Source organism: Rhizobium sp. P1_B8 (assembly GCF_056406515.1).
Genome location: NZ_JBFTZZ010000012.1, coordinates 33,315 through 58,364 on the forward strand (window position 1 = coordinate 33,315; position 25,050 = coordinate 58,364).

General features: G+C 62.1%; 23 protein-coding genes. 18 read left to right on the forward strand and 5 right to left on the reverse strand.

Annotation, left to right across the window (positions count from 1 at the left end):
- Positions 1-58 precede the first annotated feature (58 nt).
- The 5 genes from AC1D2N_RS15505 (at position 59) to AC1D2N_RS15525 (ending at position 4,979) form a co-directional block, all read left to right on the forward strand.
- The gene (locus AC1D2N_RS15505; protein ID WP_130653516.1) at positions 59-1,237 is read left to right on the forward strand and encodes a patatin-like phospholipase family protein; all 1,179 of its coding nucleotides are present in this window, start codon (positions 59-61) and stop codon (positions 1,235-1,237) included.
- 27 nt (positions 1,238-1,264) lie between these two features.
- Entirely contained in the window at positions 1,265-2,023 is a 759-nt protein-coding gene (locus tag AC1D2N_RS15510) for an acetoacetate decarboxylase (protein WP_130652028.1), read from the forward strand.
- Positions 2,024-2,049: 26 nt separating this feature from the next.
- Positions 2,050-2,832, forward strand: coding sequence for a 3-hydroxybutyrate dehydrogenase (locus tag AC1D2N_RS15515; protein WP_130652029.1), 783 nt, complete (start codon positions 2,050-2,052; stop codon positions 2,830-2,832).
- 129 nt (positions 2,833-2,961) lie between these two features.
- Entirely contained in the window at positions 2,962-3,861 is a 900-nt protein-coding gene (locus AC1D2N_RS15520; RefSeq protein WP_245484538.1) for a DUF2092 domain-containing protein, read from the forward strand.
- Positions 3,862-4,244: 383 nt separating this feature from the next.
- On the forward strand, positions 4,245-4,979 hold the full coding sequence (locus AC1D2N_RS15525; protein ID WP_245484452.1) for a hypothetical protein: 735 nt from the start codon (positions 4,245-4,247) through the stop codon (positions 4,977-4,979).
- 88 nt (positions 4,980-5,067) lie between these two features.
- Here the strand turns inward: AC1D2N_RS15525 and AC1D2N_RS15530 are convergent, their stop codons facing one another.
- The gene (locus tag AC1D2N_RS15530) at positions 5,068-5,751 is read right to left on the reverse strand and encodes a TetR/AcrR family transcriptional regulator (RefSeq protein WP_245484453.1); all 684 of its coding nucleotides are present in this window, start codon (positions 5,749-5,751) and stop codon (positions 5,068-5,070) included.
- A 121-nt stretch (positions 5,752-5,872) separates the two neighbouring features.
- On the opposite strand from AC1D2N_RS15530, the gene AC1D2N_RS15535 reads away from it, so the two are divergent.
- The 6 genes from AC1D2N_RS15535 to AC1D2N_RS15560 all read left to right on the forward strand — a co-directional run bounded on the left by AC1D2N_RS15535 (position 5,873) and on the right by AC1D2N_RS15560 (position 13,078).
- The gene (locus AC1D2N_RS15535; RefSeq protein WP_130652030.1) at positions 5,873-6,937 is read left to right on the forward strand and encodes an efflux RND transporter periplasmic adaptor subunit; all 1,065 of its coding nucleotides are present in this window, start codon (positions 5,873-5,875) and stop codon (positions 6,935-6,937) included.
- 1 nt (position 6,938) lies between these two features.
- On the forward strand, positions 6,939-8,036 hold the full coding sequence (locus tag AC1D2N_RS15540; protein ID WP_197728237.1) for an efflux RND transporter periplasmic adaptor subunit: 1,098 nt from the start codon (positions 6,939-6,941) through the stop codon (positions 8,034-8,036).
- Positions 8,033-11,083: an efflux RND transporter permease subunit gene (locus tag AC1D2N_RS15545; RefSeq protein WP_130652031.1), complete on the forward strand. Its 3,051-nt coding sequence runs from the start codon at positions 8,033-8,035 to the stop codon at positions 11,081-11,083. The genes AC1D2N_RS15540 and AC1D2N_RS15545 overlap by 4 nt, the downstream gene beginning before the upstream one ends.
- A gap of 1 nt (position 11,084) precedes the next feature.
- Positions 11,085-12,374, forward strand: coding sequence for an alpha/beta hydrolase (locus AC1D2N_RS15550; protein WP_130652032.1), 1,290 nt, complete (start codon positions 11,085-11,087; stop codon positions 12,372-12,374).
- A gap of 66 nt (positions 12,375-12,440) precedes the next feature.
- Positions 12,441-12,743: a TetR/AcrR family transcriptional regulator gene (locus AC1D2N_RS15555; protein WP_245484454.1), complete on the forward strand. Its 303-nt coding sequence runs from the start codon at positions 12,441-12,443 to the stop codon at positions 12,741-12,743.
- Between the two features lie 29 nt (positions 12,744-12,772).
- On the forward strand, positions 12,773-13,078 hold the full coding sequence (locus tag AC1D2N_RS15560) for a hypothetical protein (RefSeq protein WP_245484482.1): 306 nt from the start codon (positions 12,773-12,775) through the stop codon (positions 13,076-13,078).
- A gap of 18 nt (positions 13,079-13,096) precedes the next feature.
- Here AC1D2N_RS15560 and AC1D2N_RS15565 read toward each other — a convergent pair whose 3' ends face one another.
- Positions 13,097-13,564, reverse strand: a complete 468-nt coding sequence (locus tag AC1D2N_RS15565) for a cupin domain-containing protein (protein WP_028733833.1) — start codon at positions 13,562-13,564, stop codon at positions 13,097-13,099.
- A gap of 446 nt (positions 13,565-14,010) precedes the next feature.
- Between AC1D2N_RS15565 and AC1D2N_RS15570 the strand changes: the two genes are divergently transcribed.
- Positions 14,011-14,829 carry a sugar phosphate isomerase/epimerase family protein gene (locus AC1D2N_RS15570; RefSeq protein WP_130652033.1) on the forward strand — a complete coding sequence of 273 codons (819 nt, stop codon included), beginning with the start codon at positions 14,011-14,013 and terminating at the stop codon, positions 14,827-14,829.
- Between the two features lie 65 nt (positions 14,830-14,894).
- Here AC1D2N_RS15570 and AC1D2N_RS15575 read toward each other — a convergent pair whose 3' ends face one another.
- On the reverse strand, positions 14,895-15,938 hold the full coding sequence (locus tag AC1D2N_RS15575) for a zinc-dependent alcohol dehydrogenase family protein (protein WP_112906327.1): 1,044 nt from the start codon (positions 15,936-15,938) through the stop codon (positions 14,895-14,897).
- Positions 15,939-16,185: 247 nt separating this feature from the next.
- On the opposite strand from AC1D2N_RS15575, the gene AC1D2N_RS15580 reads away from it, so the two are divergent.
- Positions 16,186-17,073, forward strand: a complete 888-nt coding sequence (locus AC1D2N_RS15580; RefSeq protein ID WP_130652034.1) for a branched-chain amino acid aminotransferase — start codon at positions 16,186-16,188, stop codon at positions 17,071-17,073.
- Between the two features lie 153 nt (positions 17,074-17,226).
- On the opposite strand, the gene AC1D2N_RS15585 is transcribed toward AC1D2N_RS15580, so the two are convergent.
- Positions 17,227-18,129 (reverse strand): LysR family transcriptional regulator, encoded by a 903-nt coding sequence (locus AC1D2N_RS15585; protein ID WP_018446283.1) that lies wholly within the window; start codon positions 18,127-18,129, stop codon positions 17,227-17,229.
- Between the two features lie 138 nt (positions 18,130-18,267).
- Between AC1D2N_RS15585 and AC1D2N_RS15590 the strand changes: the two genes are divergently transcribed.
- From AC1D2N_RS15590 to nadE, 4 genes are all read left to right on the forward strand, one after another.
- Complete coding sequence (locus AC1D2N_RS15590) at positions 18,268-19,569, forward strand: HlyD family secretion protein (RefSeq protein WP_130652035.1); 1,302 nt, start codon at positions 18,268-18,270, stop codon at positions 19,567-19,569.
- A gap of 158 nt (positions 19,570-19,727) precedes the next feature.
- A complete protein-coding gene (locus AC1D2N_RS15595) occupies positions 19,728-21,347 on the forward strand; it encodes an MDR family MFS transporter (protein ID WP_130652036.1) in 1,620 nt (539 codons plus the stop codon).
- A gap of 30 nt (positions 21,348-21,377) precedes the next feature.
- Positions 21,378-22,583 (forward strand): adenylate/guanylate cyclase domain-containing protein, encoded by a 1,206-nt coding sequence (locus AC1D2N_RS15600; RefSeq protein ID WP_130652037.1) that lies wholly within the window; start codon positions 21,378-21,380, stop codon positions 22,581-22,583.
- A gap of 117 nt (positions 22,584-22,700) precedes the next feature.
- Positions 22,701-23,534: an ammonia-dependent NAD(+) synthetase gene (gene nadE / locus AC1D2N_RS15605; RefSeq protein ID WP_130652038.1), complete on the forward strand. Its 834-nt coding sequence runs from the start codon at positions 22,701-22,703 to the stop codon at positions 23,532-23,534.
- A gap of 36 nt (positions 23,535-23,570) precedes the next feature.
- On the opposite strand, the gene gstA is transcribed toward nadE, so the two are convergent.
- Complete coding sequence (gene gstA / locus AC1D2N_RS15610) at positions 23,571-24,254, reverse strand: glutathione transferase GstA (RefSeq protein WP_130652039.1); 684 nt, start codon at positions 24,252-24,254, stop codon at positions 23,571-23,573.
- A gap of 117 nt (positions 24,255-24,371) precedes the next feature.
- Here gstA and AC1D2N_RS15615 point away from each other — a divergent pair, with 117 nt between their 5' ends.
- A complete protein-coding gene (locus tag AC1D2N_RS15615; RefSeq protein WP_130652040.1) occupies positions 24,372-24,986 on the forward strand; it encodes a TetR/AcrR family transcriptional regulator in 615 nt (204 codons plus the stop codon).
- Positions 24,987-25,050 lie beyond the last annotated feature (64 nt).

Sequence of the window (25,050 nt, forward strand, 5' to 3'; positions counted from 1 at the left end):
GGCGCAATGCGAGCACGCGATCGGCGCCTACGGACGCTACAACAAAAAAGGTACATTGATGGCTGCTCAACATCCCGTCAAAAACAAGAGGCACCGCATAGCGGAGCGTCCGCCATTCGAGCGTATCGCGCTGTTGTTGCAAGGCGGGGGGGCGCTCGGTTCATATCAGGCCGGCGTCTATCAAGCACTGACCGAAGCCGGACTGCATCCTGACTGGGTCGCCGGCATCTCCATCGGAGCCATCAACAGCGCTCTGATCGCCGGCAATCCGCCTGAAAGACGAGTGGAGGCGCTCAGGAGCTTCTGGGAGACGGTAACCGCCCCGGCTCACGGGATGCCCACGCTGTTTTCGGCGATGCTAGGGGCGATGGGGCTCCAGGGTGATTTCGCGCGTGGCCTGCTCAATCAGGCACATGCCTTCGCCACCCTTATGGACGGCGCCGCGGGCTTCTTCACGCCCCGTCTGGTGCCACCTTTCTTTTCATCCGCCGGCAGCATCGAGGCGGAAAGCTTCTACGACGTCGCACCGCTGAAGGCGACGCTGGAACGGCTGGTGGACTTTGATCGCATCAATACAGGAGCCATGCGTTTCAGCGTCGGCGCCGTCAACGTACGCACCGGCAACTTCGAGTATTTCGATACCACGACCCACGATATCCGCCCCGAACATATCATGGCGAGCGGCTCCTTGCCGCCTGGCTTCCCGGCGACGAGGATCGACGGCGAGTGTTACTGGGACGGCGGCCTCATATCCAACACGCCGCTGCAATGGGTCCTCGATAACGCGCCGCGCCAGGACACGCTGGCCTTTCAAGTCGATCTCTGGAGCGCGAGTGGCGAGTTCCCGCGTGACCTTCTCGGAATCGAACTGCGGCAGAAGGATATCCGCTTCTCGAGCCGCACACGCGCGGCGACCGACCATTTCAAGACGCAGCAGCGGCTGCGCCGCGCACTCGGCCATCTGGTCGAACTCGTCCCGCAGGACGCGCTGCTGCAAGCTGATCCGGAGATCAAGCTGCTCGTCGATCAGGCCGACGAGAAGGTCTACAACATCGTCCAGCTCATATATCGCGCCAAGAAATACGAAGCGAGCTCCAAGGATTACGAGTTCTCCCGGCTGACGATGGAGGAGCACTGGGCCTCCGGCTACAACGACGCCCTTCAAACATTGCGCCACCCCGAGGTGCTGCAGCGTCCCGGCACGCCGGACGGCGTCGCCATTTTCGACTTCGATTGAGATTTCACCAAAGAGAAGAGCACGACCATGAAGATCGCCGCAGTCCGCGAAAATGCCTTCGCGATGCCGCTCAACAATCCGGCCTATCCGAGGCCACCCTACAAGTTCTACAACCGCGAATTTGTCGTCATCAACTATCGGACCGATCCGGAGACCCTGCGCGCCGTCGTGCCGGAGCCGCTGGAAGTGATCGGCGACACTGTCGCCTATGAATTCATCCGCATGCCGGATTCGACCGGCTTCGGGGACTATACGGAAACCGGGCAGGTCATTCCGGTGCGCTTCACGACGCCATCAGGCAAGGTGCAGGAAGGCAGCTACGTGCATGCCATGTACCTTGACGACAGCTCTCCGATCGCCGGCGGCCGTGAGATCTGGGGCTTTCCGAAGAAGCTGGCAACGCCGAAACTGTCGCACGAGCAGGAGACGCTCGTCGGAACGCTGCACTATGGCTCGGTTCTCTGCGTCAGGGCGACCATGGGCTACAAGCATCGGCAACTCCCGCTGGAGCCGCTGGCCAAGGCAATGGCGAAGCCCGCCTTCATGTTGAAGATCATCCCGCACGTGGACGGTTCGCCCCGGATTTGCGAACTCGTGCGCTACTATCTCGAGGATGTGACCCTGAAGGGCGCATGGGCCGGCCCGGCGGCCCTGCAATTGTTCGAACACGCGATGTGCGATGTCGCGCGGCTGCCCGTGCGGGAGGTCACGTCGGCCAGCCATTATATCGCCGACCTGACGCTCGGCCTCGGCGAGGTCGTGTTCGACTACCTCCAAAACGACTGATCTCCCGCAACTGAAAGGAACTATCCATGTCTCGATTTGATGGAAGAGTGGCGATTGTCACCGGAGCCGCGAGCGGCATCGGCAAGGAGATCGCGCTTCGCTTCGCAGCCGAAGGCGGCATTCCCGTGATCGCCGACCTCAATCTTGACGCCGCGAACGCAACGGCCGCCGAGGTCAAAAGCAAGGGCGGCGATGCATTCGCGGTGGCGATGAACGTCGCCGACGAAGAGCAGGTGGAAAAGGCCGTTGGCGAGGTGGTCGCCAGGTTCGGCAAGATCGACGTGCTGGTCAGCAATGCTGGCATCCAGATCGTCAAGCCGCTGGTCGACTTTCCCTTTGCCGACTGGAGAAAGCTGCTTTCGATCCATCTCGACGGCGCCTTTCTGACCACTCGCGCCTGCCTCAAGCACATGTATGCCGCCAATTATGGCCGGGTGATCTACATGGGGTCAGTGCACTCCAAGGAAGCCTCGAAGCTGAAGGGGCCCTATGTCACGGCCAAGCACGGACTGATCGGACTGGCCAAGGTACTGGCAAAGGAGGGGGCCGAGCACAACGTCACGGCCAACGTGGTCTGTCCCGGCTTCGTGCGCACGCCGCTCGTCGACAAACAGATCCCGGAGCAGGCACGGGAGCTCGGCATCAGCGAGGAGCAGGTGGTCAAGACGGTGATGCTCAAGGATACGGTCGACGGCGAGTTTACCAGCACCGATGATGTGGCCGACGCTGTTCTCTATTTCGCGGCGGCCAAGTCCAATGCCGTGACGGGTCAGTCGCTGGTCGTGAGCCACGGCTGGTTCATGCAGTAGGATCGATTGCGGACAGACGGACGACACCCTTTGCGGCGCCGTGCGACAGGAACGCTCCAGCACCCGGACCAACTCTACCTCGCGACGAGCCACAGTGGGCTCGCGCTATCTGGATTAGTATCAAAGGAAATGAACATGGAAGTCTGTAATGGTTTGCGGCGGGCCCTCGCGAAGGCCCGGCGACCTTCGGTGGCAACGAACCGCTCTGTCGACGGCGTAAGCGTGCGTGGAGTGACTGCGATACTGCGGAATGTCGGGCAGACTGTCGCGTTCGGCATTCTTGTGGGATTCGCCACACTGCCGACAGCCCGCGCGGATGAACCGACACCTCCGTTCAAGCCAGCGATCAGCGACGAGGCCGCGACCGCCGTTTCGCAGATGGGAAAGACGCTGCACGCCAGGGACCTGTCGGTCACGGCAAGAACGATCAGCGTCTATCTGGACGAATTCGGACAACCGCTTCACATCTTCCATACGATCAAAATCGCCGCCCGCCGGCCCGATCGGATCGCCGTCGAGTTTATCGGCGATGACGGCAGACACGATCTCTTCTACGACGGCAAGGCGGCCTCGGTCTTCTTTCCCGACAGAAAGAAATACATGACGATCCCCGCGTCGGGCGACATATCGTCCGCGCTCGACGAGATCGCAGACAAGTTGGACCTCGATTTTCCGCTCGGCGTCCTTTTTGCGGGCTCTCCGGACGAAGTGCTGCTGGGCGATGCCATGGCGGCCGAGCAGGTGGGCATGGCTACCATCGACGGGGTCGAGTGCCGGCATCTGCTTTTCTCACAGAAGTCCGGCATCGATGTGGAATTGTGGCTCGAGAAGAATGACGCGGCGACGCCGCATCGCTTGGTCGTCACCTACCCGTTGCTGCAGGGCCAACCAAGCTTTGTTGCCGAATTCACCAGTTGGACGACCGAGCCCCCTCTGTCCGACTCCGAATTCACCTTTGAACCTCCTGCTGATGTGAAAAAGATCGACCCGACACCAGCCGTCGCGTCGGGAACCGAGGGGAGGAAGTGATGAACCATCTCAAGCGCACCTGCCTTGCTTTTCTCGCTTTAACGGCCATCACATCGGACGTTGCCTTCGGTCAGTTTGCGCCGCCCCCTGGCGGCCCGCCGTCCCTGCCGTCTGGAGGGCCACCGCATTTCCCGTCGGGCGGGCCAAGCGGGGGCCTACGTCCGCAGATAGGCCGCACTCCGCGTCCACCAATGGCGAGCCACCGTCGGCCGCCGGTGAGCGCTCAGAACCGCCCTCCGGCGAACCCACGTACTCGTATGCCAGGTGTCGGCGGCGCAAAGGGGCGATTGGCGGAAGGGCCTGGCCGCGGGGGGAGTAATGCGTCTGGAAATATCCGCAACACGCTGAACTCGGGCGGTAACATCAACGGGAACCGCACCTTCATGAACTCCGGCGGCAACATCGCCGCAAAGGACTCGGGCAATGTCACCGTCAACAATTCCGGCGATGTCAAAGTCTCCGGCAACGGCAACGGATACTTTGGCCGTGGATACTATGGTCGTGGAGACCACGGCGTCGGCGACTACGGTGACGGAGAGTATGGCGGTGGGGATTATGGTCGTGGATACTATCGCCGCGGAGCCTATGTTCTGGGCGGGTATGCGGCAGGCGTCGTCACCGGTGCGGCAGCCGCCTCCAGCACCGGCGGAACGACATATTCTTCCGACGGATACCAGTCTGGATCCGCAACAGGTTCCTCTGGCACAGCGTCCTCGGGTTCGTCCCACCGCACCTCTTCGGGTTCTGCCGACGCGTCGTCGTCGGGTTCGTCCCAGGCGGGCTCTTCAGGTTCGTCTCACGCCAGGTCTTCAGGCTCATCTGCCGGGGAATATGCGAGCTCTTCCGATCAGAGCCGCTCCGACCGGCCCGTTGGCAGCGGAGAGGGCGGGTCGAACCAGAGCGGCGGCAATGGCAGGTCCCAGTCTGTCAATCCGCTGATTGCCGGCCTGTTTGAGAGCCTGCCACCGGAGGGCACGGCATGGTCATCGGAAGATGCGGTCGGTTGGCTTCAGGCTGCGGCCGCCAATCTACGGATCGTCTATAAGATCCAGGGAAACATCACGGTCACGGGCGAAGTCCCGCCGTCGGATGACAATCGCGTTCCTAGCGGCAATTAGATTCAGCTCAGCATGGGAAGAGGCAAAGGCCGGATGCCAGCATCGAAAACTGCACAGCTCCGTCCGCTCTCTGACGCACCTCGCCAAATCAGGCCATTCGTTTCGAACGCCGCAGAAGCCCGTTCATAACGAGGCTAATGTGCGCCTCCATAAGCGCCCTGCCGTCGATCGGCTTTCGATCGGCAAGCATGAGATGCCAGACGGCAATCTGAAAAATCGAACTCGCGAGCACGTCAGGCGTATCGGTGGCCGTATCATGTCTCAACTCTCCCGATTTCACGCCTTCCTCGACCAAGGCCGTGAGGGCTGCAAGCGTCGGTGCGATGAATAGCTCATGACGGCAATCGACCATTTCGGGAAGACGAGTTCCTTCGGCGACGGACAAGCGCAGGAGTTCTCTCGTCTTTCGGTCGTTGGCCGTATTTTCATAAGCGATAAGCAGTAGGTCGCGGATCCTATCGGCGCAGGATCCCCGAAGGCTGCCGATGGCGGTCGACAGGTCTGCGGATGACGTCGACGCGTGACGAAACATCTCCTGGAAAAGAACATCCTTGGTCGGGAAATAGAGGTAGACCGTTCCCTTTGTTATCCGCAGTCGGGTTGCGACATCTTCAACTCGCGTTGCCGCATAACCTTTTGCCGCAAACTCCTCGAACGCGGCCTCCAGTATTTCATGGGGACGCCGCGCCTTCCGTTCCCCCCGCGATGTTTTTTTAACAACTCGTTCCATCATCCAATTGGAATTATTCGGCTGTCCGGCGGCTAACCGCATCTGCTTCACCCATGCCCATGTTGCGTGTGTCAACATTTTCTGACGGAGATGTTGACATCGTCTACTTTAGCTATTAAGTGGGCGTTGTCAACATCGGGCGATGGCCTGTTAGGAGCAAAAAATGCAGTCCTTTCGATTGCTGGGAATTGGTCTCGCCTGCGCAGTCCTGGCTGCCTGCGAAGAGAAAGCTGAAGTTGCGCCGCCGCCGCAGCAGGTCCGCGTCGTCGCGGCAGCCGAGGCTCAGTATCAGCCGGGTGCGGAAATCACCGGCGAGGTGAAGGCGAGGGTCCAGACCGAACTCTCCTTTCGCGTCAGCGGCCGGGTTCTTGAGAGAAGGGTCGACGTCGGATCGCATGTCCACGCCGGCGACGTCCTCGCCCGGCTCAACGACACGGAACAGCAGGCGGACGTCAGCGTCGCCCGTGCCGCGCTGGCGTCGGCGCAGGCCGTCGTTGCGCAGAAGACGCTCGCCTTCGACCGGGCGAAGTCACTCCTGCAGTCGCAGGCCGTTCCGAGGGCGGTCTTTGATGATGCCCAGAAGGAGCTGCTGAGCGCACAGGCTTCCCTCGAGGCCGCCGAGGCCGCGCTCGCGACGGCAGAGGACGCTCTGTCCTATACCGAGCTGAAGGCCGCCGCGGACGGCATCATCACGGCGCGCAGCATCGAAGCCGGGCAGGTGGTGTCAGCAGCGCAGTCGGCCTTCACGCTCGCCCATGACGGGCCACGAGACGCAGTGTTCGACGTCTTCGAGGCGTTCTTTCTGGATGGCCGGCCGCTGAACGACGTCGAGGTCGCACCGGTCTCCGATCTTGCGAGCGACGTCCACGCCAGCATTCGCGAGGTCTCTCCCGTCATAGACGCGAAGGCAGGCACGATCCGGATCAAGGTGGGGCTCCAGGACGGCGCGCCATGGCCGCTCGGAACGCCTGTCGTGGGCAAGCTGCGCGCCTCGCCGCGCGACGGAATCGTGCTGCCCTATACCGCGATCGCATCAGCCGGGGGCGAACCTGCCGTGTGGCTCGTCAACACTCAAAACCAATCCGTTTCGCTCCGTAGGATCTCGGTCGACCGATATCGCCAAAGCGATTTCGTCGTCACCGGCGGCGTCGCCGCGCAAGACCTGATCGTCACCGAAGGCGGAAAGTTCCTCAAGGAAGGCCAGGCTGTCGCCTGGGAAGGCAAGTGAGATGACCCTCAATCGCATATGTACCTCTCTCCCGCTTCTTCTGTCAGTGTCGCTGCTTGCAGGCTGCGATCAGAGCTCCGTCGCAGGGGAGGAGACGGTTCCCCGCCCTGTCAAAGTCGTCATGGCCGCGGCCGAACAGGACAAAATCGTAAGTTTGCCCGGCGTGGTGCGAGCTCGCATCGAGACCGACCTGGCGTTTCGGACGCTGGGGAGAATGGTCTCTCGCAAGGTCGATGTCGGTGACCTTGTGCACAAGGGCGATGTCCTGGCGGAAATCGATCCGCTCACTCTGCAACTCGCGGTCACGAGCGCGGAAGCCGATCTGCGCAACGCTCAGGCGCAGTTGGCGAACGCAGCGACGACGGAAACGCGCAAGCGAAGGCTCGTCCAAAGCAATGCGGCGAGCGTTGCCGATCACGATCTTGCCGACCAGCAGCTCAAATCGGCTACCGCCAATGCCGCGAAAGCGACGGCGAGCCTTGCGAAGGCGCGCGAGCAGCTAGGCTACGCCGAGCTGAAAGCCGAGTTCGATGGCGTCGTGACCGCCACGTCCGCAGAAATGGGCCAGACCGTTTCTGCCGGCCAACCGGTCTTGAAACTGGCACGCCTCGAGCAGCGCGACGTGGTCGTCGACATGCCGGAAGCGCAGTTCAGTCGCATTCGCCTGGACGACCGCTTCAACGTCGCCCTCCAGCTCGACAGCAGGATCCAGGCGACTGGCGTGGTCCGCGAGATCGCACCGCAGGCCGATCCCAATACCCGCACCTATCGACTGAAGATCGGGATCGATCAGGCGCCGGATATCTTCCGCCTTGGCGCCGTGGTCACCGCGACGCCGCTTGTCGGAGAAAGGAAGCAGGCGATCACGCTGCCGCTCTCCGCCATTCGCCATGAAGGCGGTACCAGCCAGGTATGGGTGGTAGATCGCTCGACAGCCACTGTCGCTCCGAGAGTGATTGAACTGGAAGGTCCGGCGTCCGCCCCCCGTTCTGTCGTGGTTCAAGCGGGCCTGCGGGAAGGGGAAGAGATCGTCATCGCCGGAGTCGATGAACTCACCGATGGACAGAAAGTGCAACTCGGACAGGAGCCACGCCCGTGAACAAATTCAACCTTTCTGACTGGGCGCTCGAGCATCGTTCTCTCGTCTGGTACTTCATGATCATGTTCGCGGTGGCGGGCGCCTTTGCCTATCTCGGGCTCGGCCGCGAGGAGGATCCGTCCTTCACGATCAAGACGATGGTGATCCAGGCCCAGTGGCCGGGCGCTTCTGCCCAGGAGGTGACGCAGCAGGTTACCGACCGCATCGAAAAGAAGCTCCAGGAACTCGACAAACTGGAACATACCCGCAGCATTACGACTGCCGGTCAAACGATCGTCTTCGTCGATTTGCTGCCGGATACGAACGCGCGGGATGTAAAGCCCACCTGGTCGCGCGTCCGCAACTTGATTGACGATATCAAGCACGAATTCCCCCAAGGCGTGGTCGGGCCTTTCTTCGATGACCAGTTCGGCGACGTCTATGGCAATATCTTTGCCTTCACGGCAGACGGCCTCAGTCAGAGAGAACTGCGCGATTTCGCAGAGGATGCCCGAACACAGATCCTCAACATCCCCGACGTCGGCAAGGTCGACATCGTCGGCGCGCAGGACGAGGTGATCTACCTCGAATTCTCCACCCGCAAGATTGCCGCCCTCGGCATCGACCGCTCCGCCATCATTGCCACGCTCCAGGCGCAGAACGCCGTCACCCAGTCCGGCTTTGTCGAAACGGGGCCGGAGCGGGTCGCTTTGCGGGTCGGCGGGCGTTTCATCTCTGAAGACACCTTGCGGGGGATCAATCTCAGGGTCAACGACCGGTTCTTCCCGTTGACCGACGTCGCCACGATCACCCGTGGTTACGTCGACCCGCCGACGTCGCTCTTCCGCTTCAACGGAAAGCCCGCCATTGGGCTCGCGATCGGCATGAAGCCGGGCGGCAATGTGCTTGCCTTCGGCGAAGCGCTTGACAAGACGATGAGCAAGATCACCCAGGAGCTTCCGGTCGGCGTCTCTGTCGAACAGGTATCCGACCAACCGAAGGTGGTTGAGGAGGCAGTCGGCGGCTTTACGAAAGCCCTGTTCGAGGCAGTCGCGATCGTGCTCGCGATCAGCTTCATCAGTCTGGGGATGAGGGCCGGCCTGGTGGTGGCAATCGCGATCCCGCTCGTTCTCGCCATCACGTTCATGGTCATGTTCTACACTGGCATATCGCTGCAGCGCATCTCGCTTGGAGCGCTGATCATCGCGCTCGGCCTCCTCGTCGACGACGCCATGATCGCCGTCGAGATGATGGTTGCACGGCTGGAAGCGGGCGACAGTCTCACGAAGGCCGCCACCTACGTCTACACATCGACTGCGTTTCCAATGTTGACCGGCACTCTGGTTACCGTCGCGGGCTTCATCCCCGTCGCTTTCAACAAGAGCAACGCCGGCGAGTTCACCTTCACGCTCTTTGTCGTCATTGCGGTTTCGCTCGTCGTTTCATGGGTGGTCGCGGTCGTGTTCACGCCCCTGATCGGGGTGACCATTTTACCAAAGACAGTGAAGAAGCACGCTGAGCACAAGGGTCGGTTTGCGAAGACGTTTTCGAATGTGCTGCAATTCTGCCTGCGCTGGCGCTGGATGACGATCGTCGCAACAGTCCTTCTCTTCGCTGGATCAATCGTTGGCCTGTCTATGGTGCAACAGCAATTTTTCCCGAGCTCTGACCGTCCGGAACTGATCGTCGACTGGAACCTGCCGCAGAACAGTTCGATCGCTGAAACGAGCCGCCAGATGGCCCAGTTCGAGCGTGAGATGCTGACTGGCAACGCTGGCGTCGAACATTGGTCGACATACGTTGGCAGGGGTGCGCCGCGCTTCGTACTCTCCTTCGACGTACAGCCGGCAGTCGCCTCCTTCGGCCAGACGGTCATTGTCACCAAGGGACTGGACGTCAGGGACAAGCTGAAGCAGCAGATGGAAACCTACCTTCAGAAGACATTTCCGGGAACCGACGCTTACGTGAAGCTTCTGGACATCGGGCCTCCCGTTGGCAAGCCGATCCAGTACCGTGTGTCAGGCGAAAATCTGCAGACGGTGCGCGACCTGGCACAGAAGCTGGGCTCGATTGTCGGCACTTATCCTTCCCTCAGGAACATTGCCTTCGACTGGAACGAGCCGGCCCGTGTCGTGAAGATAGACGTGTTGCAGGACAAGGCCAGACAGCTCGGCGTCTCGTCCCAGGACATCGCAATGGCGCTCAACACTGTCGTACAAGGAAATGCCGTAACGCAGGTCCGGGACGACATCTATCTGGTCGATGTCATCGGTCGTGCCGCGGAAAAGGAGCGCGGCTCGATCGACACCCTGCTTGACCTGCAACTGCAAAGCAGCAGCGGTCAATCCGTCCCGCTGTCATCGGTCGCAACCTTCCACTACGAGCTCGAACAGCCGACAATCTGGCGCCGCGACAGAATTCCGACCATCACGATCAAGGCCGGGATCGGCGATGCGACGCAGCCGGCGACGGTGGTGAAGGCACTCTCCGACAAGGTTTCAGCTTTCGAAAAGACGATGCCGGCCGGGTATTCGGTCAAGATCGGCGGCGCGGTCGAGGAAAGCGCCAAGTCGCAAGGTCCGATCGCGAAGGTGGCGCCGGCTATGTTCGTCATCATGGCGACGCTGCTGATGATCCAGCTTCAGAGCTTCCACAGGCTGTTCCTGGTCTTCTCGGTGGCGCCGCTGGCCCTCATCGGCGTCGTCGTGGCACTGCTCGCCAGCAACTCGCCGCTTGGGTTCGTCGCACTCCTGGGTGTGCTCGCGCTGGTCGGAATCCTCATCCGCAACTCCGTGATCCTGATCGTGCAGATCGAGGAGCTGCGTGCAGAGGGAATGTCGGCATGGAAGGCGGTGGTGGAGGCGACCGAACACCGCATGCGGCCGATCATGCTCACTGCCGCGGCCGCGACTCTGGCCCTGATCCCGATCTCGCATGAGATTTTCTGGGGTCCGATGGCTTACGCGATGATGGGTGGGATCGTCGTCGGAACGGCGCTGACGCTTCTCTTTCTGCCGGCGCTTTACGTCGCCTGGTTCCGGATTCCTCGCGAAGCCGAGCAGCACTGAGATGACCACATCCATCTCACCCCCTGGCCGCATTGCTCAGGGTCTCACCGGCTTTGGGTTTGGGTTTGGCAAGGCGATCGCTGCCCACGCGGGTCGAGCTGTCCTGGTCTTTGTGGCCCTGTCACTCGTTACATCGGGTTGCGCCAACCGGGTGCAGGATGTCCTGCAGCCTCTCGCCGTGGCCCCGGCCGGCACGAGCCGGGTCACCATGCTCGTCGCCACGACACGCAAGCCTTCGGAGGATCCCGGCAAACTCTTTTCCGGCGACCGCGGGACGGCGATTTCCCTTAACAGCGTCGACGTATCCATCCCGCCCGATCGGAACCGCAAGATCGGAGAAGTGCAGTGGCCGTCCCACATGCCGCCCAACCCGCAAAAGGAGTTTGCAGTCACGCAGGTTGCCAAGGTTCAATCCGAGGGCCAAGCGTTCGACTGGTACCGGAAGAATCGAAACACGAAGCATCAGGTCATCATTTTCGTGCATGGCTTCAACAACACCTACGCCGATGCTGTCTTCCGCTTCGCGCAGATCGTCCATGACTCGGGAACTGACGCCGCACCGATCCTCTTCACCTGGCCATCAAGGGGCCGTGTCTTCGACTACCTCTACGACAAGGAGAGCGCCAACTATTCGCGTCGCGCTCTGGAGGATCTGATCCTGCAGGCTGTGAACAGTCCCGACGTCTCCGATGTGACGATCCTCGCCCATTCCATGGGCGGCTGGCTTGCGGCCGAGGCGCTGCGCGGCGTCGCCATGCGCGAGAAATCAATCCCGACGAAGGTGAAGAACGTCGTTCTCGCATCGCCGGACATCGACATCGACGTGTTCCGTCGCCAGTTCACCGAGATGGGGCCGAAGCGGCCGCACTTTGTGATCCTGACATCGACACGTGACAAAGCGCTGGAGATGTCGAGCTGGCTATCGGGTGGCGTCAGCCGCGTCGGCGGGTCCGATCTCAGGCCCTATGCGCCTCTTCTCGACCAACTCGGCGTTTCCGTTATCGACACCAGCGCCGTCGCGACGAACGATCCGCTCGGCCACAATGCCTTCGCCGACAGTCCTGAGATCGTGCGCCTGCTCGGGAGGCGGCTGGCAGGGCAGAGTCTCGAGGGCGGAAAGGCAAGCGTTGCCGATGAGATCGGGATGACAGCGGCCAATTTCGCCGGCACGGCAGCGCGCGTAGCGGTTGCGGCTCCAGTCGCGGTGATCAGCCCGGAGGCGCGAGAAATCCTGAAGCGGGAGCTCTCCTCGAATGGAGGAAAGATGGTGGATGGTCAGATTGCGTACTGATCGTCAGCCGCCTCGATCAGAGCGGTCTGAGACCCGTCCAGCATGCGGACTAGATAGGATTGGCAAATGGAAGTTGGCACGACTGTAAAAAACCAGCCGCGAGCTGATTACATCTCCTCGATCGTCGAAGCCGGCACGGCAGCGTGCCGGCTGTACGGGCCCACGAAAACAAACGTCGTCGATATTGCTCGACTGCTCGGGAAGTCGCCGGCAAGTGTGTACAAAATCTTCCCCTCCAAGGCGGCGATTTGGGATGCCATCGCCGGGAATTTTTTCGAAACTGACCTCCGCTTCACTCCGTCTGCCGACGGCGAGCTCACCAGTGCGGCGAGCCGCCTGAAAAAAACCGCGCTCGGGGACACCGCCTGATGCTGCAGGCACGTCTCGGCGACAGCCAGATGTTCGACCTCGTTGTTCTCGCCGCAGACGGCAGTTGGCCATCATTCAGAGACCATCTGAAACGACTTGAGGCGCATGTGAGGGAGCTCGTTTGCGCCGGCATCGCGACTGAAGAGTTCGTTCCGAGGAATGTTGACGCGGCCGCATCCTGCTTTTGCGCCTCAATCATCTCCTTATGGGACCCCAGAATTATTGGCGCCCTGCCTTGGAGCCACTGTGAGCTATCAGCTCATGAACTCGCTTCCTTTGCAGTTGCAGCTCTCCGGCCAAGTTCCCCAGGCGTGGAGAGCATGGCCGCGGAATGACGCCCCCAGATGCGGCCGCTAGGCCGCGAGGATGGTGATCCCGTACGAATTGGCGGCCGCAGTCATGCGAGCGATGGTTTCCGCCGAAGGGCTGACCTTCGGTGGCTCGGTCGTGCCTTCCGCTTCGATAAACTCGGCCATGTCTCGATCGACGACCGCGGAAAAGACCACGGGAACGGTTCCGCGGTTGGAATAGCCGTGCACCATGAAGGGCGGGATGGTGACGATGTCGCCGGCGCTGGCTTCGATCTCTTCGGGGCCGCTGTCGCTCAGGCGCCAGATCGTCAGCTTTCCCTCGATGATGCGGAACACTTCCGGGCTCGCATGCGCATGTTTCGGCGTCCGGCTGCCTGATGGCACGGTGACGTCGAAGATATTGAGCCAGGCTCCGCTGATTCTAAGCCGCCGCTCGACCCGGTCGCCGAGGACGAAAAACCGCTTTGCCTCGTCGCTCGCAGGCATTTTCACAAATGAGTTGGACATCATGTCTCTTTCTTTTTCTTACAGGGCTTCTTCTTATGGGCTTTTTCTTGCGGGCGCAGCCGTTAGACCTTTGCGACGCCTTTGACAACCCGCCCTGTTGTTGGGGGTAACATCGCCGAACGCTTTCAAAGAAGCGCGCTACATCGGCTGAAGCGATGAACAAACGGCTCCGTTGCCAGGGGTTCAGCGCCGCTCGCGCGCCACTGCGTCACGAGACTGTCGGGGCCGATATCGGTACTTTGGGGCGTTTCCGCAAGGTCCGCCAATGCCGCATCAGCTATGCGAAAATGACTGAGGCCAGAGGGTGCGAAAGGCTCGGCGCCTGTAATACCGCCGACACAGAAGGGGCGCATAGAACGCGGCGGCCGTTCTTAGCCGTTCTTTGGGGGGCCGTCATTCCACGCCGTCCCGGCATTCACATTGATCATTCACATTGATGGAGCGCATCCATGTCTTCTCTTCCCGTCGTCGGTGCCGCCATGACGCTCGATGAAGTCGAACTTCACCGTGACTGGCTGTTCGAAAAGTCCCGCGATCTCGAATTGCAGAGCTTCGTCGATGCCGAGATTCTGAACGGTGACTGGGCGCCGCTCGCCGCCCGCGCCAGAAGGCTTCTCGACGGTCATGGTGGCCGCCTCGGCATTCACGGCCCGTTCTGGGGCTTCACCATCGCCTCGGAAGATCCAGATATCCGCGCCATCGTCACCCGGCGTCTGCTGCAGGGGCTCGATGTCTGCGCCGCCATCGGCGCGACCCAAATGGTCATCCACAGCCCCTATACGTCCTGGTCCTACAACAATCTCGACGACAATGCCGGCGCCCGCGAGGCCTTGGTCGAGCGCACGCACATGACCCTGCGCGATGCCGTCAGGCGCGCCGAGGATATCGGCTGCACCATGGTCATCGAGAACATCGAGGACAAGGATCCGCATATTCGCGTGGCGCTCGCCGAAAGCTTCCAATCGCCTGCCGTCGCCGTCTCGATCGATACCGGCCATGCCCATTATGCCCATGGCTATACCGGTGCTCCGCCGGTTGATTATTACGTCAAGGCCGCCGGCAATCGCCTGCAGCATGTCCACCTGCAGGATGCCGACGGATATGCCGATCGCCACTGGAGCCTCGGTGAGGGCTCGATCCACTGGCACGCCGTCTTTAGGGCCCTTGCCAAGCTCGAAAGCAATCCGCGCCTCATCATCGAGATCAAGGATAAGTCCAAGATCCCGGCTTCATCAGCTTTTCTCGCCTCGATCGGCGTAGCTCAATAGGGTCTGTTGCTCGTCCCGCCCTCCCTCATTCCCGTGCTGCCACGGGCGGGGAGGGTGGAATTCACTCATGAAAACCGGGTAATCACGCTGATCCCCGTGGCCTCAGCTTTGTCGAGCGCCATCAGCGCCGGCACCGCCTCCTCGAGGCTGACCCGCCGTCCGATCAGCTTCTGCGGCGCGATCTTGCCGGCCGAAAGCATCGACAGCATGGCGTCGTAACGCCAGGCCTGCATGCCGTGGCTACCGTAGATTTCCAGCTCGTGGCCGATCACCTGCGCCATTGGAATCTCAGGCGTTGCGTGTTCACCGAGCATCAGCCCCACCTGTACATGCCGTCCACGCCGACGCAGATTCTTGATCGAGTTGAAGCAGGTGACAGGATGGCCGAGCGCATCGATCGAGACATGCGCGCCGCCCTTGGTGATTTCGCGCACCGCTTCCGCTACGTCGGCGACGCCTGACGCATTGACCGTCGCCACCGCCCCGCAATCCCGCGCGAAGGCGAGCTTCTCCTCTGAAATGTCGATGCCGATCGCATTCGCCCCGAGTGCGGTGGCGATCATGATCGCCGACAGGCCGACGCCGCCGCAGCCATGCACGGCGATCCATTCGCCGGGCCCAGTGCGCGCCTGGTCGGCGACGGCGCGAAACGAAGTGGCGAAGCGGCAGCCGAGGCTTGCCGCCGTCGCATCGTCGATCGTGTCGGGCAGGTGCACCAGATTGGTGTCGGCATAATCGATCGCCACATATTCGGCGAACGACCCCCAATGGGTGAAGCCCGGCTGGAATTGGTTCGGGCAGACCTGCTGGTTGCCGGAATGGCATTCGCTGCAATGGCCGCAGCCGGAAACGAAAGGCACGGTCACCCGGTCGCCGACCTTGAAGCGCATCACGCCGCGGCCGGTGGCGACGATCCGCCCGGCAAGCTCGTGTCCCGGCACATGCGGCAGGCGGATATCCGGGTCGTGGCCCATCCAGCCGTGCCAGTCGCTACGGCAGAGCCCGCTGGCCCCGACCGCTATGACGACGCCGTCCTCGGTTGGCGTCGGATCGGGCAGGGTGCGGATTTCGGGCGCCTGTTCGAAGGCTTCGTAGAACATGGCTTTCATCGGCGTCTTCCCTTGCTGTCTATCCGTGATTGCGCGCATGATGACATGCGGCAGGTAGCCATTCCAACATTCCATTCCATCATTTTTGCTGATGCACCCATCGATGAAGCCGCCGTGCTGCGCACGAATATTGCGGCCTGCCGCCATTCCCCGGCATTTTCTTGCTTCCGCGTTTCCGCTCGGGATTTGTCCTTGACCCGGCTTGCCGCGGCGGTTTTTCCTTCTCCGGCTTCAGGAGGAAACCATCATGGCCGTCGATACATCACCCCGTTCAACCACCTGGACCCATGTCGACGGGGAGTGGCTCCCTGGCAATCCGCCGCTGATCGGGCCGACCTCGCACGCCATGTGGCTGGGCTCGACGGTCTTCGACGGCGCGCGCTGGTTCGACGGCATCGCGCCGGATCTCGACCTGCACTGCCAGCGCATCAACCGCTCGGCACTCGCCATGGGCCTGAAGCCGGTAAAATCAGCCGAGGAGATTGCCGCACTTGCCTGGGAAGGCGTTGCGAAATTCGACGGTGCGACGGCAATCTATATCAAGCCGATGTACTGGGGCGAACACGGTTCGCCCGGCAGCGTCGTCGCCGTCGACGGGGAATCGACCCGCTTCGCGCTCTGCCTGTTCGAGGCGCCGATGGGCGGCCATGGCGGCACCAGCCTCACCGTCTCGCCCTATCGCCGCCCCTCGCCGGAAACCGCGATGACCGAGGCGAAAACCGGCTCGCTCTATCCAAACAGCGGCCGCATGATCGCCGAAGCGCGCAGCCGCGGTTTCGACAATGCGCTGGTGCGCGACCTGAATGGCAACGTCGTCGAGACCGCTTCCTCGAACATCTTCATGGTCAGGGACGGCGTGGTGATGACGCCGGCCGCCAACCGCACCTTCCTCGCCGGCATCACCCGCGCCCGCGTCATCGGCCTGCTGCGCCAGGCCGGTTTCGACGTGCACGAGGCAACGCTCTCCGTCGAGGATTTCATGCAAGCCGACGAGATCTTCACCACCGGCAACTATTCCAAGGTCGTCAGCGTCACCCGCCTCGACGACCGCAACCTCCAGGAAGGCCCGGTCACACGCAAGGCGCTGGAACTCTACATGGACTGGGCCTACGGCCGCAGCGAAAGCGAGGAGTGAGCCACGATCCCGCGAAGCGGGAGCAAGCGATCCAGTGAATCGATTGCAGTGGCGAACGCCCGAAGCGCAAGCGCAGGGCCGGCGCGGTCGGTGCCAGCCACACCCGAGCCCATTCGCAAAAAAAGTGAGAGCAGGCCTACCCGGGGCGCACCCTCACGTCATCCACTTCCGATGTTCCGCAAATCTCTCCGCCAAGAGATCGATGAACAGCCGCACCTTGGTCGGCAGATGGCTGCGGTTGGGGTAGACGGCGTTGATGTTGAACTCGATCGGCCGGTAGTCCGGCATGATCTTCACCAGCCGCCCTTCGGCGATGTCATCGAACACCACGAAACTCGGCGCCAGGAAGATGCCCCGCCCGGTCAGCGTCAGGAAGCGCAGCATCTCGGCACTGTTGGAGACGACATTGCCGCTGATCTTGACACTCTCCTTTTTGCCCTCGCCATCCTCGAAGCGCCATTCGTCGCCATAGGGGTAATAGGCATATTGCAGGCAATTGTGATCGGCGACCTCGGCCGGCGTCTTCGGCATCGGACGGCTCTCGAAATAGGCCGGCGAGCAGACGAGCATATGGCGCCAGGGCGTCAGCTTGCGCGCGACAAGCGACGAATCCGGCGGCAGTACGGTGCGCATCACCAGATCGTAGCCATCCTCGATCATGTCGACCATCCGCTCGCCGACGCTGAAATCGAGTGAGATCGACGGATAGAGCTCCATAAATTCGCTGACGACAGGCGAGAGGAAACGCACGATGGCGCTGCTGGTATAGACCTTCAACGTGCCGCGCGGCGTCGAACTCAGCGCCCCCGCCGTCCGGTCCGCCTCTTCCAGCTCGGCCAGGATCTGCAAAGAGCGCTCATAGTAATATTTGCCGGTTTCGGTCAGGCTGACCTTGCGCGTCGTGCGGTTGAGCAGCCGCACGCCGAGCCGGTCCTCCAGCGATTGCACGTGGTTGCCGACCATGGTGACGGACATGTTGAGCCGGCGCGCGGCGGCGGAAAAACCACCGCATTCCACCACCCGGCCAAAGACTGTGAGGCTTGTCAGCCGATCCATATTGCCCTCGGATTATCCGCTGAGAGTTGATGATCCTTCCCGATTTAAGCAGATTATCAAAATAAATGTCAGGGTGCATTTTCCTGCGCATCGAACATGGCCTCTCACGGAGGAGGCCAACGGTGAAGGAGAATTGCGATGGTCGAGTTACCCCACAGGCAAGTTTTCGAAAGTGCGAAGCAGGCCGAGCAGATCTTGGCCGAGGAAGCCGCCAGGGCGCCGGCCGCCGAGGCGCCCGCCATGCCTGTCTCTGAAGCGCCGGTCGTCGAAGTACCGGCTGCGGACGCATCAGTCGCGGAAGCGCCCAAAAAGACCGGCCGTCGGATCGTCAAGCGCGCCGTCATTGCCGCCGCGCTGCTTGCCGGCGTCGCTTTCGCGGGCGATTTCGGCTATCGCTACTGGACGGTCGGCCGCTTCATCGAAACCACCGACGATGCCTATGTGAAGGCCGATTACACCACTGTCGCCCCGAAGATCGCCGGCTATATCAGCCAGGTGCTGGTCAACGACAATGACGCGGTCAAGGCCGGCCAGGTTCTCGCCCGCATCGACGATCGCGACTTCCAGGCTGCACTGTCGCAGGCCAGAGCCGATGTGAAGGCGGCCGAAGCCGCCATCACCAATATCGACGCCCAGATCTCCTTGCAGCAATCGGTGATCGAGCAGGCGAGGGCGACGATCGATGCCTCGCAGGCATCGTTGGAATTTGCCGTGTCCGATGCCGCCCGCTCGGCCCGCCTGATCACCAACGGCGCCGGCACCCAGTCTCGCGCCGAACAGACCCAGTCGGCCCGTGACCAGGCCGCTGCTGCCGTCGAGCGCGACCGGGCAGCCCTCGTCACGGCTCAGAATAAGGTGCCGGTGCTGCAGACCCAGCGCGAACAGACCGTTGCCCAGCGCGACCGTGCGGCCGCCGCCGCCCGGCAGGCAGAGCTCAACCTCTCCTATACGGACATCGTCGCTGCCGTCGACGGCACGGTCGGCGCCCGGTCGATCCGCGTCGGTCAGTATGTCACTTCGGGCACGCAGCTGATGGCGGTCGTACCGCTGCATGCGGTCTACGTCGTCGCCAATTTCAAGGAAACGCAGCTGACCTATATCAGCCCCGGCCAGTCGGTCGAGATCAAGATCGACAGCTTTCCCGACATCTCGATCAAGGGTCATGTCGACAGCGTTTCGCCGGCAAGCGGCCTGGAATTCTCGCTGCTGCCGCCGGACAATGCCACCGGCAATTTCACCAAGATCGTTCAGCGCATCCCGGTCAAGATCGTCATCGACGACGAAGCGCTGAGCGGCCTGTTGCGCTCGGGCATGTCGGTCGAGCCTGAAATCGATACCAAGGCTGCCCAAACCCAAGCTGCCGAGACCAAGGTGGGCGAGACCAAGCCTGCCCAAGCCACTGGGGCGGCCGAAGAGGGATTATCCAGCCACGCTGGATGATCCTTCCCTTCTTCGCCCAATGATCCCGATCATTTCCGAATGATCCCGATCATTCCCCAATGATCCCGATCATTCCCCAATGATCCCGATCATTCCCGAATGATCACCCGAACCCCGTCATGAGAAAGTTTCCCGCGAGAGCTGGAAGGAGATAAGCCATGGCCACTCTTCAGATCGCCGCAAACGGCAATTCGCTGGCGCGCCCCGCCGCCGCAGCGCCCGTGGCACCTGCCGTCATGAGCCCTCTGCGCATGTGGGCAGCCGTTGTCGGCTCGACGCTCGGCGCCTTCATGGCCGTTCTCAACATCCAGATCGTCAATGCCTCGCTTGCCGATATCCAGGGCGCGATCGGCGCCGGCACGGATGACGGCGGCTGGATTTCGACTTCCTATCTGATCGCCGAGATTGTCGTCATTCCGCTCAGCGCCTGGCTGGCGCGCGTCTTCTCGGTCCGCAACTATCTGCTTGTCAACGCCATCCTCTTTCTCATCTTCTCCGTCGCCTGCGCCTTCGCGGCCAATCTGCAGCAGATGATCATCCTGCGCGCCATACAGGGCTTTTCCGGCGGCGTGCTGATCCCGATGGCCTTCACCATCATCATCACCCTGCTGCCCAAGGCCAAGCAACCGATCGGCCTTGCCCTCTTTGCCCTGTCTGCCACTTTCGCGCCGGCGATCGGCCCGACGATCGGCGGTTACCTCACCGAGAACTGGGGCTGGGAGCATATCTTCTACGTCAACCTGGTGCCCGGCGCGCTGATGGTTGGCCTGCTCTGGGTCTCGCTCGACCGGGCGCCGATGAACCTGAAGCTGCTCGCCAAGGGTGACTGGCCGGGCATCATCACCATGGCGATCGGCCTTGCCGCCCTGCAGACCGTGCTGGAAGAGGGCAACAAGGAAGACTGGTTCGGCTCCGATTTCATTGTCCGCCTGTCTGTTATCGCCGCCGTCTCGCTGACGCTGTTCCTGATCATTGAGCTGAAGACCGCCAATCCGCTGCTGAACCTTCGCCTGCTGGTGCGCCGCAATTTCGGCTTCGGCATCGTCGCCAATTTCCTGCTCGGCATTGCGCTTTACGGCTCGGTCTTCGTGCTGCCGATCTATTTGACCCGCATCCAGGGCTATAATTCCGAGCAGATCGGCATGGTTCTCGCCTGGACCGGCATCCCGCAGCTGCTGCTGATCCCGCTGGTGCCGCGGCTGATGAAGCATTTCGACGTCCGCCTGCTGATCGTCGTTGGCTTTGCCCTTTTCGCCGCCTCGAATTTCATGAACGTCCACATGACCGGCGATTATGCGAGCGATCAGTTGTTCTGGCCGAACATCGTCCGCGCCATCGGCCAGGCGCTCGTCTTCACGCCCCTCTCGGCAATCGCTACCGCAGGCATCGAGCAGGAAAATGCCGGTTCGGCTTCGGCACTCTTCAACATGATGCGCAATCTCGGCGGCGCCGTCGGCATCGCCTCGCTGCAGACCTTCCTGTCGAAGCGCGAGCAGTTCCACTCGAACATCCTGACCAACTCGGTCTCGGTCTTCGAGGAAGCCACCCGCGATCGTATCGCCAGGCTTACCGGCTACTTCATGAGCCACGGCATCAGCGATCAGGCGCTCGCCGGCCACAAGGCAGTCGTCGCCATCGCGCTGAAAATACGCAAGCAGGCCAATATCATGGCCTTCAGTGACACCTTCTTCCTGCTCGGCGTTGCCCTTGTCGTCGCCCTGCTTGCAACCCTGCTTCTCAGGAAACCCGGTCAACTCTCCGGCGGCGGCGCTCACTAGCGCCCCGCCTCCCTCAAGGAGGAGAAAGCCATGACGTCAGCGATCTATGCTCCCGATACCGACAGGCTCCAAACGAAGACCGCCGGCCATGCCGTCAGCGCCGCTGCGCTGCTCTCCATCATCGAATGGCTTTCCGGCGATGAATGTCACGCGCTCGACGAAGCGGGCCTCGTCTCCGGCCTCGGCCGCAGGCTCCAGGCGCTCGGCCTGCCGGTCGACCGGCTGACCTTGCATCTGATGACGCTGCATCCCGAGTTCATCGGCCGCACCATCGCCTGGGCGCCGGGCGAACCGGTCGAGATCCACGACCGGGAACACGGCGCCCGCGTCGCCATATCAAATACGCCGCTGCGCAAGGTCATGGAAACCCGCGAACCGCTGGTCGTCGATACCAGAGAAAGTGTGCATGGCCGCTGGCAGCATATCGATGTCTTTGCCGATCGCGGCCTGATGCAGCTCGTCATCGCGCCACTTTGCAATGTCGACGGCCCGGTCAGCGCCGCCGTCTTCGGTACGAAGCGGCCGGGCGGCTTTACCGCCTCCGAACGTCAGGTGATCGAGCGCATCCTGCCGGCGCTGCGCAACACCAGCGAACTGCGCATCCTTCGCCAGGTCGAGCTCAGCCTGCTCGATACCTATATCGGCCCGCTGACGGCAAGCCGCATCCTGGCCGGCCGCATCCGCCGCGACGAGGTCGAATCGATGGAGGCAGCCCTGCTGCTCTGCGATCTCAGAGGCTTTACCGAACTGTCGAACCGGCTGCCGGGCAGCACCGTGCTCGGCCTGCTCAACGCCTATTTCGATAAAATCGTGCCGGCCATTACCCGCGAAGGCGGCGAGGTGCTGAAATTCATGGGTGACGCCGTGCTTGCCTTTTTCCCGGGCTATGATGCCGCCCATTCCTGCGGCGCGGCCCTGGCATCGGCCCGCGCCATCCTCGATGAGATCGACCATTTCCAATATGAGGGCATCGGCGTGAAGGCCGGCATCGCCCTGCATTACGGCGAGGTCAGCTACGGCAATGTCGGCTCCGGCCGCCGCCTCGACTTCACGCTGATCGGCGGCGACGTCAACCTGGTCAGCCGCATCCAGACCGCCTGCAGCGAACTGGGAGAGCCCTTGCTGATGTCGGCGCCGTTCCGTGAGGAGGCCGGGGCAGGGGATGCCGTCTCTGTCGGGGCGCACAGGCTGAAGGGTTTTGCCGATCCGGTGGAGCTGTTCACGATCGTGCGGTAGATGCCAAACCGTCCACTTGCATAAAATGCATGGCAGGTCTGCCCCAAACGGTTTCGTCTTCCCCCATCTTTTCGCCATAGTGGCGCCGAAATTCCGTAAGCGGGGAGGAAGAGGCTTATGACTGTGCTGTTCGACGAACAAGGCGAGATCATCCGCGAACTGGGTGTCGCCGCCGATATCGACCCAGAGCGGGAGATCGAACGGCGAACCGGTTTCCTCAAGGATTATCTCATCGCTTCGGGCATGCGCGGCTACGTCCTCGGCATCAGCGGTGGCGTTGATTCGCTGACGGCAGCGTTGCTGGCCCAGAAGGCGGTGCGCGAGCTGCGGGACAGCGGCCACGCGGCCGAATTCATCGCCCTGCGCCTTCCCTATGGTGTCCAGGCGGATGAGGCGGATGCGGTGAGGGCGCTGGAAACGATCGGCGCCGACCGCTCGATGGTGGTCAACATCAAGGCGCCGGCGGATGCGATGCTTGCCGCCGCGCTCAACGGCGGCCTTGCCTTTGCCGATGCGGGCCGGCAGGATTTCATCCTCGGCAATATCAAGGCCCGCCAACGGATGATCGCCCAGTTTGCGCTCGCCGGCGCGGTGAGCGGCCTTGTCATCGGCACCGATCATGCGGCCGAGGCGGTCATGGGCTTCTTCACCAAGTTCGGCGATGGTGCGGCCGATATCCTGCCGCTCGCCGGCCTCAACAAGCGCCGGGTCCGCCTGCTGGCAAAGCGGCTCGGCGCCCCGGACGAGCTGGTCTTCAAGGTGCCGACCGCCGATCTCGAGGACCAGCGCCCGTTGCGCCCCGACGAGGAGGCCTATGGCGTCAGCTATGACGAGATCGACGATTTTCTCGAAGGCAAGCCGGTCGGCGAGATCGCCCGCCGCCGCATCCTCGCCGCCTATCGGGCGACCGGCCACAAGCGTGCTTTGCCGGTCGCCGTGAGCTCGCTCTGACGGTCGTCCGAGCCCGGAATGCGGGCGACCTGGCGTTTACGGCCTGAGCGGCGAGCCGGTCCGTCCTGATGAGGCGAGATAGGCGTGCGGCGCGAAATAGACGCCGTCTGCATCGAAGGCCTCGAGGTCTTCGGCCCGCAGCGCCTCGCGTACCTTCGGTCGTGCCGCCACCCGGGCCATGAAGCCGTGCAGATCAGGCCATTGCTTGAGATCGATGTCGGTCCAGGGCGACCAGTTCAGGCAGACGAAGAGATAGGCATCCGCCACCGTAAACGCATCGCCGGTAAGATAGGGTCCGGCAAGACGGCCGTTCAGCCAGGTGAGCCGCTTCGAGATCAGCGCGCGGACCTCCCCATGAACGCTGGAATAAATCGGGTTGAAGAGCAACGCCATCGGCTTGTGCAGCTCGGCGGTGATGAAGTTGAGATAGGATTGCACCTCGTTGCGGCGGATGTCGCCGACTTCAGGCAACATAGCTGCCCCTTCCGGCACGCTGTCGGCGAGGAACTGCACGATCGCCGGCCCCTCGGTCAGCACCTTGCCATCGTCGAGCATCAGCGCCGGCACATAGCCGTTGCCGTTGATGGCGAGGTAATCCTCGCCGTCGCTCGTCCTGTGGGTCTGCCGGTCGACCTGGATAAGCTCGATATCGAGCCCCAGCTCCCGGCAGATGATGTGCGGTGAAAGCGAACAGGCGGCTGCGTGCATATAGAGTTTCATTGCGGTTTCCTCTCCTTGGGGAGGCGGTCGATGCCGCCCGCCGATAGCGTTTGAACATTTGTACTGTTTCGCATAAAATAATCTTCGTCAAGAATTTACTGCGAAACGGTACAAAATATGAAGGACGAAAAGAAGCGCGGCCGCCCAAGGGCCTTCGACGCCAAGGCGGCGCTCGGCAAGGCGCGGGATGTCTTCTGGGACAGGGGGTTTGCCGCCGCCTCGCTCGACAATCTGAGCGCTGCGACCAACCTCAACCGCCCGAGCCTCTACGGCGCCTTCGGCGACAAGGAGGATCTCTATCTCGATACGTTGGAGGGGTATCGGCAGGACGGCATGGACGTGCTGACTGAGGCGCTCGACCCGTCACTGCCGTTGCGCGACAATATCGCCCGCGTCTATGCCGGTGCGCTGGCGATCTATCTGCACGGTGAAACCGCTGCCCGCGGCTGTCTGCTGATCGGCACGGCGTCGGCCGAGGCGATCCAGCATGAGCGGGTCCGCGAGGTGCTCGGCCGCAGCCTCAATGATTTCGACGACGAGATCGAAAAGCGCATGCGCCTTGCCGTGGAAAGGGGCGAGCTTCCCCAAAGCGCCGATCCGCAGATGCTTGCAAGGCTCGCCTCCGCCGTCATGCATTCGCTCGCCGTCCGCGCCCGCGCCGGCGACAGCCGCGAGACGCTGGAAGCGATCGCCCGGTCGGGCGTCGAGCTGATCTGCGGGAGCGCCCCCTAGAACAGGATGATTTTAGGCCCGGTCGGCCTAAAATCTGAATCCTGTTCTAAATTATATAGTTAGA

Bases quoted from the DNA above. Each gene is read 5' to 3' on its own strand.
- AC1D2N_RS15570 (WP_130652033.1), top strand. From the start codon at position 14,011: ATGTCTTCTCTTCCCGTCGTCGGTGCCGCCATGACGCTCGATGAAGTC.
- AC1D2N_RS15540 (WP_197728237.1), top strand. From the start codon at position 6,939: ATGACCCTCAATCGCATATGTACCTCTCTCCCGCTTCTTCTGTCAGTG.
- AC1D2N_RS15555 (WP_245484454.1), top strand. From the start codon at position 12,441: ATGGAAGTTGGCACGACTGTAAAAAACCAGCCGCGAGCTGATTACATC.
- AC1D2N_RS15535 (WP_130652030.1), top strand. From the start codon at position 5,873: ATGCAGTCCTTTCGATTGCTGGGAATTGGTCTCGCCTGCGCAGTCCTG.
- AC1D2N_RS15575 (WP_112906327.1), bottom strand. From the start codon at position 15,938: ATGAAAGCCATGTTCTACGAAGCCTTCGAACAGGCGCCCGAAATCCGC.
- AC1D2N_RS15590 (WP_130652035.1), top strand. From the start codon at position 18,268: ATGGTCGAGTTACCCCACAGGCAAGTTTTCGAAAGTGCGAAGCAGGCC.
- AC1D2N_RS15550 (WP_130652032.1), top strand. From the start codon at position 11,085: ATGACCACATCCATCTCACCCCCTGGCCGCATTGCTCAGGGTCTCACC.
- AC1D2N_RS15600 (WP_130652037.1), top strand. From the start codon at position 21,378: ATGACGTCAGCGATCTATGCTCCCGATACCGACAGGCTCCAAACGAAG.
- gstA (WP_130652039.1), bottom strand. From the start codon at position 24,254: ATGAAACTCTATATGCACGCAGCCGCCTGTTCGCTTTCACCGCACATC.
- AC1D2N_RS15585 (WP_018446283.1), bottom strand. From the start codon at position 18,129: ATGGATCGGCTGACAAGCCTCACAGTCTTTGGCCGGGTGGTGGAATGC.
- AC1D2N_RS15510 (WP_130652028.1), top strand. From the start codon at position 1,265: ATGAAGATCGCCGCAGTCCGCGAAAATGCCTTCGCGATGCCGCTCAAC.
- AC1D2N_RS15615 (WP_130652040.1), top strand. From the start codon at position 24,372: ATGAAGGACGAAAAGAAGCGCGGCCGCCCAAGGGCCTTCGACGCCAAG.
- AC1D2N_RS15515 (WP_130652029.1), top strand. From the start codon at position 2,050: ATGTCTCGATTTGATGGAAGAGTGGCGATTGTCACCGGAGCCGCGAGC.
- AC1D2N_RS15520 (WP_245484538.1), top strand. From the start codon at position 2,962: ATGAACATGGAAGTCTGTAATGGTTTGCGGCGGGCCCTCGCGAAGGCC.
- AC1D2N_RS15505 (WP_130653516.1), top strand. From the start codon at position 59: ATGGCTGCTCAACATCCCGTCAAAAACAAGAGGCACCGCATAGCGGAG.
- AC1D2N_RS15530 (WP_245484453.1), bottom strand. From the start codon at position 5,751: ATGCGGTTAGCCGCCGGACAGCCGAATAATTCCAATTGGATGATGGAA.
- nadE (WP_130652038.1), top strand. From the start codon at position 22,701: ATGACTGTGCTGTTCGACGAACAAGGCGAGATCATCCGCGAACTGGGT.
- AC1D2N_RS15595 (WP_130652036.1), top strand. From the start codon at position 19,728: ATGGCCACTCTTCAGATCGCCGCAAACGGCAATTCGCTGGCGCGCCCC.
- AC1D2N_RS15580 (WP_130652034.1), top strand. From the start codon at position 16,186: ATGGCCGTCGATACATCACCCCGTTCAACCACCTGGACCCATGTCGAC.
- AC1D2N_RS15525 (WP_245484452.1), top strand. From the start codon at position 4,245: ATGAACTCCGGCGGCAACATCGCCGCAAAGGACTCGGGCAATGTCACC.
- AC1D2N_RS15560 (WP_245484482.1), top strand. From the start codon at position 12,773: ATGTTCGACCTCGTTGTTCTCGCCGCAGACGGCAGTTGGCCATCATTC.
- AC1D2N_RS15565 (WP_028733833.1), bottom strand. From the start codon at position 13,564: ATGATGTCCAACTCATTTGTGAAAATGCCTGCGAGCGACGAGGCAAAG.